A 14,259-nucleotide genomic window follows, 5' to 3' on the forward strand; every position below is an offset into this window, starting at 1 on the left:
TTTCATAACATTATCATTCTTTTAAAATTATTAATTAATTCTTTCCTTTCACATTCAAAACAATCATAAATAATAAAAATTAAATTGTCTTTATATTTGAAGATTTTAAAATAAGTGTCAACATATAAAAATGGGGCAACAATTTCTAAATCGTTTTTTTTCTTCTTTATAATGATACTATTATCTTCATCTTGGAGCTTTTTACACAAAATATTAAATTCATCCTTGTCAAATTTTTTAATTGATACATCCCATTTTTCTTCATAAGATTTGAGAGTATAACCATCAGTAAAAATTTCATCTATTTTTTTGTGTTTCTCTTTTTTATATTCCTGAGTGAAGTATATTTTAAATCCGATCAATTTATCTTCATAAAACCCTTGAGCAAGGGAAAGATTAAATTTGAGAATTAGTAGTATTATATACTTTTTCATAATTAATTTTCTAATATTTTATTAATTGAAATCTCTTTTACTTTTATCTTTTTTACTTCTAACCACCTATTGAATTTTTCTAAATTTTTGCAACCAAGTTCACTTTCTTTTTTACAAGCATATAAGTATAAAGAATAGGCATAGTCGTAGTTAATTTTTAAATTGGATTTGCCATATTCATAGTAATAACCTAAGTTGTTTATTGCTAAGAGATTTTCTTGAAGTGCTGCTTTTTTTGTGTAATAAACTGCTTTTTTAAAATTTTCTTTAACCCCAATTCCTTTTCCATATCTATTTCCTACTATCATTTGAGATTCTGCATCACCATAATCCGCAAGTTTTAGATACCAATTAAATGCCTCTGTTTCATTTTTTGTTGTACCTTCTCCTTTATCATACATTTGGGCTACTTTTTTCATAGAAAATCTATTTCCTAAATAAGCTGCTTTAAAATAGTATGTAAAAGCTTTTTCTACACTTTTCTCAACACCAAAGCCATTTTTATACAATCCCGCTATGCCTGCAAGTCCATCTGAATTTCCATTTATTTCATAGGCTTTCTTGAAATATACAAATGCCGAATCGTAATTTTTTTCAACACCTTCGCCATTATAAAACTTTTTGCCTTTATTATAATAGTCTTGTGAAAAAGAAGAGAAGCATATAAGTAAGGCAATAATTAAAAAATTCGTTTTCATTTTTTTAAAGTTATTCGTTAATAAATCTTTCATTGAAAGTTTTTTTGACCAATTCCAAATCATCATTACACTGATAACACCTCATATATACTAGAACTGTATTACCATTATATTTAAAAACTTTGGTGTACATTAGTCCATACTGATTCAGAACAATCTCATAGACGTTATTATCCTTTTTTACAATATAATTTTTTAGATTTTCAGTACTATTCTTTTTAATATCTTCAACTCTGTTACTGAAAACTGTAAAATTTTCATATCCTTTGGTAACTTCAATGTACCAACATTCAGGTTTGTTACAGATATCAGCACTAAATAAAGATTCGTTAGTTTGTCCAAAAAAACCTGATTGATTTTGATTAGTAAAATCATCAATTTTAAACGGCTGATTTAAATTAATCTTGATTTTGAATTCTGGCTTTTCAAATACATATTTCTCTTGAGCAAAAGAGAAAGTTGTATTTAGTAGTAATAGTGTTGCTAAAATTTGTTTTCTCATAATTTTTAATGTTTAATTCAGCAATTTTAAAACAAAAAAACCGTCTAATTTAGACGGTTTGGAGTTATTTAGTAAACAGGTATTTTGAGCTTATAAACAAGGTAAAGTAGCGAGTAAGACTAATTTTGTAATTACTCCAATTTAAAGGTTAGTAAAGCTTGTTTTACTCTTTCCAAAAATATATCTCCAATTGGAAGTTCCAAAACAACACTCTTTAAAGTAAAAGATTCATCAAGTCTTATTTTACTCTGTTCAGTTACTTCAAAGAGGCTTGTTCGGTAATGAAGTGTTATGGTTTTGAGTGTAGTATTTATAATTTCTGCATAAGCAGTATTAATAATATACGAGCGATGTATTCTCAAAAAAGAATTGGGCAATAAACTTTCTATTTCTTTTAAAGTTTTGGTTACAGTAACAATTTTATCGTTGATTCTATGTATATGGCAGTAAGAACTATCACTTTGGATGTAAAGAATATCTTGGTGACGTATTATCCTGTGAGCTATTTTATCTTTAATGGTTAAGTGATGTCTTGTAGCAGAGAAATGCTTTTTAAATTTAGTGAGTGCAATAACGAGCTGTTTAGATTCGATGGGCTTATCTAAGCAAAAAAGAACATCGTGATTGATTGCTTTTTTTATATCTTTTTCCCCTTCGCTAACTAGAATCACAAATGGAGGTTGATTGAAAAAAGGGAAGGCATGTTTAATTATTTCAAAACCCGACTCATTCTTTAATTCTGAGTTTAAAAAAATGACATTAGGTTGTTCTTCTAAAGTAAGTGAAATGCCATCCTCTACAGAGTTAGCCACCCCTTTACAAACATAATTTACAAACCCGTTTAGGTTTTTTAATAACTGCTCAACATCTTTTTCTTTATCATCTATAACTATAAAACTATAATTCATTTGCCTCAATTTAGGAAGCTAACTTCATAAAAAATAGTTTCTAAGTCAAGCAAATCAGAGCCAATGATAAGTTAATTTCGAGTTATTTACTAAACAAGTTAAATAAAGCGATAAACCACCTAAAATAGCTAGTAAAATTTAGATTAATTAACAACTTAATGATAATTTAAACAATCACTTTTCTGAGTGTAACAGAAACTCTTTTAGACCTGTTATAAACGGTACTATTAAAAACGTCTTTTTTCCTTGAAGGGATTGCATGATGCCAATTGTATCTTGACTCCCCTTTCATTATAATTAGGGTTCTTGGAGGTATAAGTAATGATACTTTTGTTGGATTATCAGAGTTTTTATCTTTTATAAAATCCATAACACAACTTCCAGATAACGATAGAGATACTATTGTATCATTGAAACAAGGCTTGCAATCAATGTGAGCCGCTATACCTTGATTTTCAATATACTCATTTATAATGGCTTGGTCTGGATTAAAATCAATTAGTTTTTCTGATTTTAAACGTTCTGATATATTGTTTATCCATGATGGTATTTCTCCGATAAAAAAACTCGGATCAATACGACTGGCTTTATAATCATACTTGTATCCATAGTGTTGCACTCTCCTTGTTAAGTCAGTTAGCCAATTGTTTTTATCTATGTTTGAAAGAAGATTATTTTCTTCCTCTTCTGAAATATAGTCAAAATGAATTTCTAATCCATTAATTTTAGATGCGTATTGTAAAACTAACTCTGCATCCGTTTTTGAATTTTCAAATAAATTGTTGTTCATGATTTCATAATTTAGCATTAAACATTTTTCATTTTATTTTAGTCATTAGTGCTAAAAAATAAAGCTGATTATTGCTAAAACTCTTTTACTTCAATATGAAAGCAAACATAAATAATTTTTTTTAAGGATTTTAAGAGTAGGCTAGAGGTAAAAAATATTGTTGCTATAACCTCCATGATTGTTATACTCATAACCATAATCTTTAATAATAAAAAAATGAGTAAAAAATTTAATTTTGTTAAGTATGAGTATGGGGTTATACATGCTCAAAGCGAAAAAGAGGCTACACAGAATCTAATGATGAGTATCCCATCTAATGAAAGCGTAACGCTCATAGCCGTTTCTAAAGAAAGTGAATCTGTATTTATAGACCTTTTGATGAAAGAAGATCAAAATACAGTTCAATTAAAAAAAGTATTACTTTGGAAAGAATCTGATTTAGAAACTATAGCTCTTGAATTGGAAAAACAAGAAGGTAAAAAACTATTTAATCGAAATAGGTTCTTTATCTGTTTATGTGAGATGATTAAAAATTACAATGTAGTAGATGGAATCACTTTGCAAACCGTTCAAACTTATCTTCGTATTTTTTGCTTAATTAAGTAATGAAAATGCTCCTGTTTGAATTCTAACAGGGGTTTTTAAATAGTTTCTATTATATTCTTTTACAATAGTTTGATTGGAGTATGGGATATAAATTATGGGAAAAGTTTTAAAGCTGATGAAAAAATTTATTTAATTTGCATCTTGTTCATATACTCATCCATAATGTTGTTTGGGAGTGATTTAAGATAAATTTGAGTTGTAGTTAAGCTACTATGTCCGAGCATTTGAGAAATTGCACTAAGTGGGATGTCATTTAAAAGTGCTTCAGTTGCAAAACTATGTCTAGAAACATAAGAGGTAAGCCTAGAATTAATTTTACATTTTTCTGCTAATTTAATTAGATTCTTATTATAAGTTTTTCGTGCCCATTCAACATCCTTGTATTGCAATTCAAGTTCCTCTCGTTTAATTATAGGAAAAACAAAATCACTATTTTTTTTATCACTGACATAATACTCAAGTATTTGTTCAAGCTGATTAGAAATTACAAAATCATAGATTTTGGATGTTTTTAACCTTCTGTATCGAACCCTTCCATTTTTAATTTTATCGATAGTTAAAAAAGCCATATCAATAAATGACATGCCGCACATAAGATATGAAGCAAGAAAATAATTTCTTGTGTGATAAAGTTGGTTGTTTTCATTCAAAGAAAATTTTAGAATCTTTTTTATATCTTTTGAACTCAAAGCTCTTTTTTCTGTTGGAGTTGTTTTGATTTTGTATTTATCAAAAGGATAGTGCTTTTTATCAATAAGTTCTGTTTTAATTGCCTTATTGTAAATTGCGCGAATTGTTCGCATATATACAGCAAGACCATTGTAAGTGTTGTCTTTGGCAAGATGATAGTTTTCAAAACGATTTAAAAAATCGTAATTTAGCTCTTCGAAAGTTAAATCCTTACTTGTGTGAAACCCTTTTATTACTCCTAACAGAGTCGAATATGCTTTTGCGTTCCCAAAACGTTCGGTTTCTTTAAAATCTGCTATTAATTTATCCGTAAATACGTAAAATGAATGAGATTGATTTTTTTTTGTTAGTTCGTTTTTAAGTTGGGTAATACTCATAAATCTGAGTTTGTCTTCTTCTTTTAATAGATTTATGATGTCTGTCGCAGTAACTTTCTGTTTGATTAGGAAGTTGTTTAAGCGAGTTACAGATGAAGTCCCTGTGTAGGATTTTCGAATTATTTTTTTGTCAAAGTCCCAATCTTTTTCTAATACCGAAATTCCAGTAGAATAGGAGGTAGATCGATTATAATGACTAATACGGATAATTACTGGAAAAGAGCCATCCTTTTTTGCTCTTCGCATATCAAGAGTAAGGACTAATGACGTATTCATACGAATATATTTTAAAGTCTAAGGTAATAATAATAAACATAAAAACCTCAATAAAATTGAAGAAAATTAGATATATTTGCACATAATTTGCAAGTAGTCATTGGATTATTTTGCTTTGAAATATTGCTTTTTGGTTGTTAATAATTTGACACATAAACAGATAGGTTTATTGTGAGTCAAAACAAGGTGTTATTACAATGCCTCATAATCAGGTGGTCCCTGGTTCGAGCCCAGGTGGGACCACAAGTAAAAGACCTCGATTAAAAGAGGTCTTTTTTATTATGCGTAAACCAAAAGCTTTTTTTTTACGTTAATATTGAAAATAATGGTTGTTTGTAAATAAATTGTCAATTGTTTACTACAATAATTAAAATATAAGACAAAAAATTTTGATAAAGAGATTTTTTTTTTACTTTTACGCCCTATGAAAATTGTCCCAAATAAGATAATAGTATTAATCGTCGGGTTGCTTAGTGTAAATTTTACATTTGCAGCACCAGATCCGCCAGCGCCAATTCCACCACCACCACCAGGTTTACCGGTAGATGGAGGGATAATGGTCTTATTTTTTGCGTCATTGATTTTTGCATTTTACAAAATATATACAATAAAAAAAGCTTCAAGATAATTGAAGCTTTTTTGTTTTAATAAGTTTATATTCATTTAATAGCATTCAATTTTGCTACATATTTCCCAATTACATCAAATTCTAAATTAATTTTTGTTCCAACTTCAAAATTTTTGAAATTAGTATGCTCAAAAGTGTAAGGTATTATGGCAACACTAAATTCATTGATTTTAGAATCTACAACAGTTAGACTAACGCCATTAACTGTAATCGATCCTTTTTCAATAGTGATGTTGTTTAATGCAGCATCATATTCGAAAGTAAATTTCCAGCTTCCATCAGTTTCTTCAACAGATTTACATAAACCAACTTGGTCAACATGGCCTTGAACAATGTGTCCATCAAGTCTGTCTCCAAGCTTCATTGCGCGTTCTAAGTTTACAATGTCGTTTATTTTCCAATCACCAACGTTTGTTTTGTCAATTGTTTCTTTTATCGCGGTTACAGTGTAGTTGTCATTTTCTATTCCAACCACAGTTAGGCACACGCCATTATGAGCGACACTTTGGTCGATTTTTAGTTCGTTAGTTATGGATGAGGTAATTGTAAGATGTAGGTTTTCTTCTTCTTTTACAATGTCTTTTACTATTCCAAGGGTTTCTATTATTCCTGTAAACATTTGTCGTTTTATTTTACTAAATTTGCACTTCAAAATTAGCAATAAATAAGAAGAAGTCACTATGAAAAAAGCAGAAAATATAATCGTTGGAATTTCAATTGGAGATTTAAACGGTATTGGAAGCGAAGTAATATTAAAAACATTTGAAGATACTCGAATGTTAGAGTTGTGTACACCTGTAATTTTTGCTAATGTTAAGATTTTATCCTTTATTAAAAGAAACCTAAATTCTGAAGTTGCACTTCATGGAATTGATAAGTTGGAACAATTAGTAAAAGGAAAAATTAATGTACTTAATGTTTGGAGAGAAGGAGTAGATATTAATTTTGGTCAAAATGATGAAAACGTAGGAAAATATGCTATAAAATCATTTGTTGCTGCTACCGATGCTTTAAAAGAAGGATTAATAGATGTTTTGGTTACTGCTCCAATTAATAAATATAATATTCAATCGGAAGAATTTAAATTTCCTGGGCATACAGATTATTTAGATAAGGAATTGGAAGGTAATGCATTAATGTTGATGGTTCAAGATAATCTAAGAGTTGGATTATTAACCGATCATGTTCCAGTAAATGATGTTGCTAAGCATTTGACAGAAAAATTAATTTTTCAAAAAATCGAAACTATTAACTTGACTTTGAAACAGGATTTTAGCATTACTAAACCTAAAATTGCGGTTTTAGCTTTGAATCCTCATGCTGGTGATAATGGAGTTATTGGTAAAGAAGATGACGAAATTTTAAAACCCGCAATTAAAAAATTATTTGATAAAGGAATTTTGGCATTTGGCCCTTATTCTGCAGATGGTTTTTTTGGGAGTGGACAATATGAAAAGTTTGATGCTGTAATTGCAACTTATCACGACCAAGGATTAATTCCGTTCAAAACGTTGGCTTTTGGTAATGGTGTGAACTACACAGCAGGTCTAAATAAGATAAGAACGTCTCCAGATCACGGAACAGCATATGAAATTGCAGGAAAAGGTTTAGCAGATGCATCCTCATTCAAAGAGGCTGTTTATCTTGCGATTGACATCTATCACTCAAGAAATGAGTATTTAGAGTTGTCAAAAAACCCTTTAAAAATAAAAGAAAAACAATTAGAAACAAAAAAAGGTGCTTAACGCTTTTGGATTTACAATAAATTTATATCTTTGCACTCCCAAACCCGAATCTTCGGATGGGACAAATTGATGAAATGATGAAAGTTACAAATGAATTTTTAATTCCGTTTATTGGATTAAAGTTAGGAAAACATCAATTTGAATTTCAAATAAAGAAAAAGTTCTTTGATAGTTTTGATTATCACGAATATGAAGATTGTGATATCAAAGTAAATGTAGTTTTAGAGAAAAAAAGCACCATGTTAGAGCTTTCTTTCAAACACAAAGGAACAATTCATGTGCCTTGTGATTTAACTAACGAAATGTTTGACCTTCCAATAAAAGGGAAAATAAGATTAGTAGTTAATTTTGGAGAAGAGTTTAACAACGATAACGAAGAGTTATTGATTTTGCCTCATGGTGAGCATCAAATAGATATATCACAATATATTTATGAAATGATTGTGCTTTCGGTTCCGTTAAAAAGAGTTCATCCTGGTATAAAAGAAGGAACTTTACAAACAGAAACACTCGAAAAATTAACAAAACTATCTTTAAAAGAACAGAAAAAAGAGAGTAAAAAAGAAGAAAATACGGACCCTAGATGGGACAAATTAAAGCAACTATTAACGGATAAATAATATAGTAAAATGGCACATCCTAAGAGAAAAATCTCCAAAACAAGAAGAGATAAGAGAAGAACACATTACAAAGCTACTGCAGCTACAATTGCAACTTGTCCAGTAACTGGAGAAGCACATTTATACCACAGAGCTTACTGGCATGAAGGTAAAATGTATTACAGAGGTCAAGTAGTTATTGATAAATCAGTAGTTGCTGCTTAATATATTTTTAAAATTACATTTAAACTCTCACGACCTGTGAGAGTTTTTTGTTTTTTATAAAATTTGATTATAACTAAATATTTTTTTGTAAATTCCACCTCTTTTAAAATTTGATTTATAAAGAGGTTATAAATAAACTATATGAGTAAAATTACAGCCGCAATTACCGCTGTTGGTGGATATGTTCCAGATTATGTTCTATCTAACCAAGTATTAGAAACTCTTGTAGATACCAACGACGAATGGATTACTACTAGAACTGGCATTAAAGAAAGAAGATTGTTGAAAGAACAAGGGAAAGGAACTTCTTATTTAGCTATTAAAGCTGCCCAAGATTTGTTTAAAAGAGGAAATATTAATCCAGCTGAAATTGATTTGGTAATTATGGCAACTGCTACGCCAGATATGCCAGTTGCTACAACTGGAGTTTACGTTGCTACACAAATTGGAGCTGTTAATGCCTTTGCTTTTGATTTGTCTGCTGCATGTTCAAGTTTCCTTTATGGAATGTCAACTGCTGCTGCCTACATAGAATCTGGAAGATATAAAAAAGTATTGTTAATTGGAGCAGATAAAATGTCTTCAATTATCGATTATACCGATAGAGCAACTTGTATCATCTTTGGGGATGGTGGAGGAGCCGTTTTATTTGAACCTAACAATGAAGGTCTTGGACTACAAGATGAATTTTTACGTTCTGACGGAATTGGTAGAGAATATTTGAAAATTGATGCTGGTGGTTCTATTTTACCAGCTTCTAAGCAAACGGTAGAAAATAGTCAACATTTTGTTTTTCAAGATGGGAAAACCGTTTTCAAATATGCTGTCTCTGGAATGGCTGATGTTAGTGATAAAATAATGCAACGTAATAATTTGACCAAAGAGGATATAAATTGGTTAATTGCACATCAAGCTAATAAAAGAATTATCGATGCAACTGCATCAAGAATTGAACTTGACGAAGAAAAAGTCTTAGTAAATATTCATAAATATGGAAACACAACTTCAGCAACATTACCTTTGTTGTTGAGTGATTTTGAACATAAATTTAAAAAAGGAGATAACCTTATTTTTGCTGCTTTTGGTGGCGGATTTACTTGGGGTTCAATTTACCTTAAGTGGGCATACAACAAACAATAAAAACTATAACTTAAACAAATCAATTATGGATTTAAAAGAAATTCAAAACCTAATCAAATTTGTATCTAATTCAGGCGTTGCGGAAGTAAAATTAGAAACTGGTGATATTAAAATTACCATCAGAACTACTTTAGAAGGAAATACTCCTGATATAACTTATGTGCAACAAGCGCCAATGCAACAAGCTGTGCAACAATCGGCTCCAGTTCAACAAGTTGCAGCACCAGCGGCTCCTGCTGCACCTGCTACTCCTGCAGTAGATGAAAATGCTAAATATGTTACAATTAAGTCACCAATGATTGGTACATTCTACAGAAAACCAGCTCCAGACAAACCAACTTTTGTAGAAGTTGGATCAACAATAGGAAAAGGTGATGTGTTGTGTGTTGTAGAGGCAATGAAATTGTTCAATGAAATTGAAGCTGAAATCACTGGAAAAATTGTAAAAATTCTTGTTGATGATATGTCTCCAGTAGAATTTGACCAACCATTATTCTTAGTTGATCCATCTTAATTTAGATTTTTAGATTTTCAGATTTTTAGAACAGCATAGATTTCTAATTATCCAAAAATCCAATAATCGTATTGTCTAATAATCTAAATTAAAAGAAGATGTTTAAAAAAATATTAATTGCCAATAGAGGAGAGATTGCACTTCGTGTAATTAGAACCTGTAGAGAAATGGGCATAAAGACCGTAGCCGTTTATTCAACAGCTGATGCTGAAAGTTTACACGTGAAATTTGCAGACGAAGCTGTTTGTATTGGTCCGCCACCAAGTAATTTATCTTACTTGAAAATGTCAAATATCATCGCAGCTGCCGAAATTACTAATGCAGATGCAATTCACCCAGGATATGGTTTCTTGTCTGAAAATGCTAAATTTTCTAAAATCTGTCAAGAACATGGAATTAAATTCATCGGTGCTTCGCCAGAAATGATTGACAAGATGGGAGATAAAGCTACTGCAAAATCTACTATGATTGAGGCAGGAGTTCCATGTGTACCTGGTTCTGAGGGAATTTTAGATTCTTTTGAAGATGCTCAAAAAGTTGCTAAAGAAATTGGTTACCCAGTTATGATGAAAGCAACTGCTGGTGGTGGTGGAAAAGGAATGCGTGCTATTTGGAAAGAAGAAGATTTACTAAAAGCATGGGAAAGTGCTCGTCAAGAAGCTGCAGCAGCATTCGGAAATGACGGTATGTATATGGAGAAACTTATTGAAGAACCACGTCATATCGAAATTCAAGTTGTTGGAGATTCTTATGGAAAAGCTTGCCATCTTTCAGAAAGAGATTGTTCTGTACAAAGACGTCACCAAAAATTAACCGAAGAAACTCCTTCACCATTCATGACAGATGAATTACGTCATAAAATGGGAGAAGCTGCGGTAAAAGCTGCTGAATATATTAAATATGAAGGCGCAGGAACAGTTGAGTTTCTTGTAGATAAACATAGAAATTTCTACTTCATGGAAATGAATACTCGTATCCAAGTAGAACACCCAATAACGGAACAAGTTATTGATTACGATTTGATTCGTGAGCAAATACTTGTTGCTGCAGGAGTGCCAATTTCTGGTAAAAATTATTTACCACAATTACATTCAATAGAATGTCGTATTAACGCCGAAGATCCATATAATGATTTCCGTCCTTCACCAGGAAAAATCACAGTATTGCATTCACCAGGCGGACATGGAGTGCGTTTAGATACTCACGTTTATGCTGGATATACAATTCCGCCAAATTATGACTCTATGATTGCAAAGTTGATTACAACAGCGCAAACACGTGAAGAAGCTATCAATAAGATGAAACGTGCTTTAGATGAGTTTTATATTGAAGGAATTAAAACAACCATTCCATTTCATAGACAGTTGATGGATGAACCAGATTATGTTGCAGGAAATTACACCACAGCATTTATGGAATCATTCAAAATGAAAGAAATAGAATAATAGAATTTTATATAAGTTCAGATAAAAAACCATTCGTTAATTCGGGTGGTTTTTTTTGTTCAAAATTCAATCCACAAAAAAACCCGCTCATCACTGAACGGGTTTTGCTTATCTAAACTAAATTTAGATTATGCTTCAAAAGGAATTACAGAAACAAAAGACTTATCGTCTGCTTTTTTCTGAAATTTCACAATACCATCAACTTTAGCATGTAAAGTATGATCGTTACCCATGTAAACATTTTCACCTGGATTGTGTTTAGAACCTCTTTGTCTTACGATAATGTTTCCAGCAATTGCAGCTTGACCACCATATATCTTAACGCCTAAACGTTTTGAATGTGATTCTCTACCATTCTTCGAACTACCGACACCTTTCTTGTGAGCCATGATGTATTGGTTTTTATAAGTTAATACTAAAATTAAACAGCTTTACCACCGTTTAATTCATCTTGTAATTTTTTTAATTCATCCATTTTACCATCAGCAGCTAATTGTGCTTGTTGAGCCCAAGTAGTTGGATCTAAATGTTGTACTTTTGAAGTAGATGCATCTAAAATTGCTTTAACTTCTTCAGCAGAAGCAGCAGCTAATTTTGCAAATGTATCGATTCCAGCAGCAACTAATGCTTCAGCAGCTTTTGGACCAATTCCTTCAATGATTACTAAATCATCACCTGATTTTTTTGCTTTTGGAGCTTTTGGAGCTTTTTCTTCAACAGCTTCTACAAGTTTTTCTGCTTTTGGAGCTTTCTCAGCTTTTGGAGCTTCAACTTTTTCTGCTTTTGGAGCCGCTTTTTTAGCACCTGTTGCAACAATTCCTTCAATAAGGATTTGAGTTAAATACTGACGGTGACCATTTCTTTTCTTGTAACCTTTTCTTCTTTTCTTTTTGAAGATAATTACTTTATCACCTTTTAAGTGTTGTAACACTTTTGCTTCAACAGAAGCACCTTCTATAGCTGGGGCGCCTAAAGTTACATTTCCATTATCGTCTAATAAAAGAACTTTGTCAAAAGAAACTTTTGAACCTTCTTCACTAGCCAAACGGTGAACATAAACCTTTAAGTCTTTGCTTACTTTAAATTGTTGCCCTGCTATCTCTACGATTGCGTACATAACAAATTGTTTAGTTAATTTTTTTAAGGTTGCAAATATACAAATAAATATTTCTCATACAACCCATTTTTAAAAAAGTTTTCACTTATAAATCAATTGATTATATATTTTCAAATTTAAAGTTAAATACTTTTTTAAGTAGCCATAAAAAAATCTATTTTTGTGTAACAGAAATTGCAATTACTATACTAATTGTACTATCAACTAAAATTTATAATAGTTTTTATGAAAAAATCTTTAATCGCTTTAAGTTCAGTGCTTATGCTTGGAGGAACAGCTCATGCCCAAAAGGTTGCTTTTGAGGAATATGACTTAGCCAATGGAATGCATGTTGTTTTACACAACGATCAATCCGCACCTGTTGTTATAACTTCGGTTATGTATCACGTAGGTTCAAAAGATGAAAACCCTGAAAGAACAGGTTTTGCCCACTTTTTTGAACATTTATTATTTGAAGGAACTGAAAACATCAAAAGAGGTGAGTGGTTCAAAATTGTTACAGGAAATGGTGGAACAAACAACGCCAACACTTCTGATGATAGAACTTACTACTTTGAAGTTTTCCCATCAAACAATTTAGAATTGGGATTATGGATGGAATCAGAGCGATTAATGCATCCTGTTATCAACCAAATTGGTGTTGATACCCAAAATGAAGTTGTTAAAGAAGAAAAACGTCTTAGAGTTGACAACCAACCTTATGGTAGTTGGATTGCTCAAGTAAAAAAGAATTTATTCAAAAACCATCCTTATCGTTGGGCAACTATTGGTTCTATGGAACATTTAGATGCAGCAACTTTAGAAGAATTTCAAGCTTTTAATAAAAAATTCTATTCTCCTAAAAATGCAGTATTAGTAGTTGCGGGTCAATTAGATATTGCAAAAACTAAAGAATGGATTCAAAAATATTTTGGACCAATTCCTGCTGGTGAAAAACCGGTTAAGCAAACATTTGTTGAAGAACCAATCACACAACAATTAAATGCTAGATATGAAGATCCTAATATTCAAAAACCAATGGTTGTTGCTGCTTATAGAACACCATCAATGAAAACTAGAGATGCTAGAGTTTTAGATATGATTTCAACTTTATTGAGCGATGGAAAAAGTTCAAGATTGTACAAAAAAATCGTTGATGAAAAGAAAATGGCTCTTCAATTAAGTTCATTCAATTATAGCCAAGAGGATTATAGTTCTTATATGATTATCGGAATTCCTCAAGGTGAGTTTACATCTGCTGATTTAATTAAAGAAGCTGATGAAGAAATTGTAAAACTTCAAACCGAGTTGATTTCTGAAAATGATTTGTTGAAATTGAAAAACAAATACGAAAACAACTACGTAAACGGAAATTCAAGTGTTGAAGGTGTTGCTGAAAATTTAGCTACATATTATATGTTGTATGGCGATATTAATTTAATCAATACAGAAATCGAAATTTATCGTTCTATAACTCGTGAAGAAATTAGAGATATTGCTAAGAAATATTTGAATCCAAATCAAAGATTGATTTTAGATTATGTTCCTGCAAAAGACAAAGCTGAAAATAAATAAACTTATACGAA

Annotated in this window: 18 protein-coding genes; 9 read left to right on the forward strand and 9 right to left on the reverse strand. The window is 30.9% G+C overall.

Annotation, left to right across the window (positions count from 1 at the left end):
• Positions 1 to 2: 2 nt before the first annotated feature.
• The 5 genes from ACIQ06_RS00100 to ACIQ06_RS00120 form a co-directional block, all read right to left on the reverse strand.
• Positions 3 to 434: a hypothetical protein gene (locus ACIQ06_RS00100; protein WP_396142737.1), complete on the reverse strand. Its 432-nt coding sequence runs from the start codon at positions 432 to 434 to the stop codon at positions 3 to 5.
• 2 nt (positions 435 to 436) lie between these two features.
• A complete protein-coding gene (locus ACIQ06_RS00105; RefSeq protein WP_396142740.1) occupies positions 437 to 1,132 on the reverse strand; it encodes a tetratricopeptide repeat protein in 696 nt (231 codons plus the stop codon).
• A gap of 10 nt (positions 1,133 to 1,142) precedes the next feature.
• Positions 1,143 to 1,634, reverse strand: coding sequence for a hypothetical protein (locus tag ACIQ06_RS00110; protein ID WP_396142742.1), 492 nt, complete (start codon positions 1,632 to 1,634; stop codon positions 1,143 to 1,145).
• A gap of 131 nt (positions 1,635 to 1,765) precedes the next feature.
• Positions 1,766 to 2,542, reverse strand: a complete 777-nt coding sequence (locus tag ACIQ06_RS00115; protein WP_396142745.1) for a LytR/AlgR family response regulator transcription factor — start codon at positions 2,540 to 2,542, stop codon at positions 1,766 to 1,768.
• Positions 2,543 to 2,708: 166 nt separating this feature from the next.
• The gene (locus tag ACIQ06_RS00120; protein WP_396142747.1) at positions 2,709 to 3,332 is read right to left on the reverse strand and encodes an alpha-ketoglutarate-dependent dioxygenase AlkB; all 624 of its coding nucleotides are present in this window, start codon (positions 3,330 to 3,332) and stop codon (positions 2,709 to 2,711) included.
• A 216-nt stretch (positions 3,333 to 3,548) separates the two neighbouring features.
• Between ACIQ06_RS00120 and ACIQ06_RS00125 the strand changes: the two genes are divergently transcribed.
• Complete coding sequence (locus ACIQ06_RS00125) at positions 3,549 to 3,938, forward strand: hypothetical protein (protein WP_396142749.1); 390 nt, start codon at positions 3,549 to 3,551, stop codon at positions 3,936 to 3,938.
• A gap of 125 nt (positions 3,939 to 4,063) precedes the next feature.
• On the opposite strand, the gene ACIQ06_RS00130 is transcribed toward ACIQ06_RS00125, so the two are convergent.
• Positions 4,064 to 5,281 (reverse strand): phage integrase SAM-like domain-containing protein, encoded by a 1,218-nt coding sequence (locus ACIQ06_RS00130; protein ID WP_396142751.1) that lies wholly within the window; start codon positions 5,279 to 5,281, stop codon positions 4,064 to 4,066.
• 424 nt (positions 5,282 to 5,705) lie between these two features.
• Between ACIQ06_RS00130 and ACIQ06_RS00135 the strand changes: the two genes are divergently transcribed.
• On the forward strand, positions 5,706 to 5,909 hold the full coding sequence (locus ACIQ06_RS00135) for a hypothetical protein (protein WP_298305566.1): 204 nt from the start codon (positions 5,706 to 5,708) through the stop codon (positions 5,907 to 5,909).
• 31 nt (positions 5,910 to 5,940) lie between these two features.
• Here ACIQ06_RS00135 and ACIQ06_RS00140 read toward each other — a convergent pair whose 3' ends face one another.
• Positions 5,941 to 6,528 (reverse strand): riboflavin synthase, encoded by a 588-nt coding sequence (locus ACIQ06_RS00140; RefSeq protein ID WP_396142754.1) that lies wholly within the window; start codon positions 6,526 to 6,528, stop codon positions 5,941 to 5,943.
• A gap of 61 nt (positions 6,529 to 6,589) precedes the next feature.
• Between ACIQ06_RS00140 and pdxA the strand changes: the two genes are divergently transcribed.
• The 6 genes from pdxA (at position 6,590) to accC (ending at position 11,577) form a co-directional block, all read left to right on the forward strand.
• On the forward strand, positions 6,590 to 7,654 hold the full coding sequence (gene pdxA, locus ACIQ06_RS00145; RefSeq protein WP_344815650.1) for a 4-hydroxythreonine-4-phosphate dehydrogenase PdxA: 1,065 nt from the start codon (positions 6,590 to 6,592) through the stop codon (positions 7,652 to 7,654).
• Between the two features lie 77 nt (positions 7,655 to 7,731).
• Positions 7,732 to 8,274, forward strand: coding sequence for a DUF177 domain-containing protein (locus tag ACIQ06_RS00150; protein WP_298305583.1), 543 nt, complete (start codon positions 7,732 to 7,734; stop codon positions 8,272 to 8,274).
• Positions 8,275 to 8,283: 9 nt separating this feature from the next.
• Positions 8,284 to 8,478, forward strand: coding sequence for a 50S ribosomal protein L32 (rpmF, locus tag ACIQ06_RS00155; RefSeq protein WP_298305572.1), 195 nt, complete (start codon positions 8,284 to 8,286; stop codon positions 8,476 to 8,478).
• Positions 8,479 to 8,619: 141 nt separating this feature from the next.
• Entirely contained in the window at positions 8,620 to 9,618 is a 999-nt protein-coding gene (locus ACIQ06_RS00160) for a beta-ketoacyl-ACP synthase III (RefSeq protein WP_396142759.1), read from the forward strand.
• Positions 9,619 to 9,643: 25 nt separating this feature from the next.
• A complete protein-coding gene (gene accB, locus ACIQ06_RS00165; RefSeq protein WP_396142761.1) occupies positions 9,644 to 10,132 on the forward strand; it encodes an acetyl-CoA carboxylase biotin carboxyl carrier protein in 489 nt (162 codons plus the stop codon).
• A 98-nt stretch (positions 10,133 to 10,230) separates the two neighbouring features.
• Positions 10,231 to 11,577 carry an acetyl-CoA carboxylase biotin carboxylase subunit gene (accC, locus tag ACIQ06_RS00170; RefSeq protein ID WP_396142763.1) on the forward strand — a complete coding sequence of 449 codons (1,347 nt, stop codon included), beginning with the start codon at positions 10,231 to 10,233 and terminating at the stop codon, positions 11,575 to 11,577.
• 128 nt (positions 11,578 to 11,705) lie between these two features.
• Here the strand turns inward: accC and rpmA are convergent, their stop codons facing one another.
• Entirely contained in the window at positions 11,706 to 11,966 is a 261-nt protein-coding gene (gene rpmA / locus ACIQ06_RS00175; RefSeq protein WP_345095202.1) for a 50S ribosomal protein L27, read from the reverse strand.
• A gap of 32 nt (positions 11,967 to 11,998) precedes the next feature.
• Positions 11,999 to 12,694 (reverse strand): 50S ribosomal protein L21, encoded by a 696-nt coding sequence (gene rplU / locus ACIQ06_RS00180; protein ID WP_344815649.1) that lies wholly within the window; start codon positions 12,692 to 12,694, stop codon positions 11,999 to 12,001.
• Between the two features lie 225 nt (positions 12,695 to 12,919).
• On the opposite strand from rplU, the gene ACIQ06_RS00185 reads away from it, so the two are divergent.
• Positions 12,920 to 14,248, forward strand: coding sequence for a M16 family metallopeptidase (locus ACIQ06_RS00185; RefSeq protein ID WP_396142767.1), 1,329 nt, complete (start codon positions 12,920 to 12,922; stop codon positions 14,246 to 14,248).
• Positions 14,249 to 14,259: the final 11 nt, after the last annotated feature.

The sequence above is a fragment of the Flavobacterium sp. genome (assembly GCF_044341265.1).
Lineage (GTDB): Bacteria > Bacteroidota > Bacteroidia > Flavobacteriales > Flavobacteriaceae > Flavobacterium.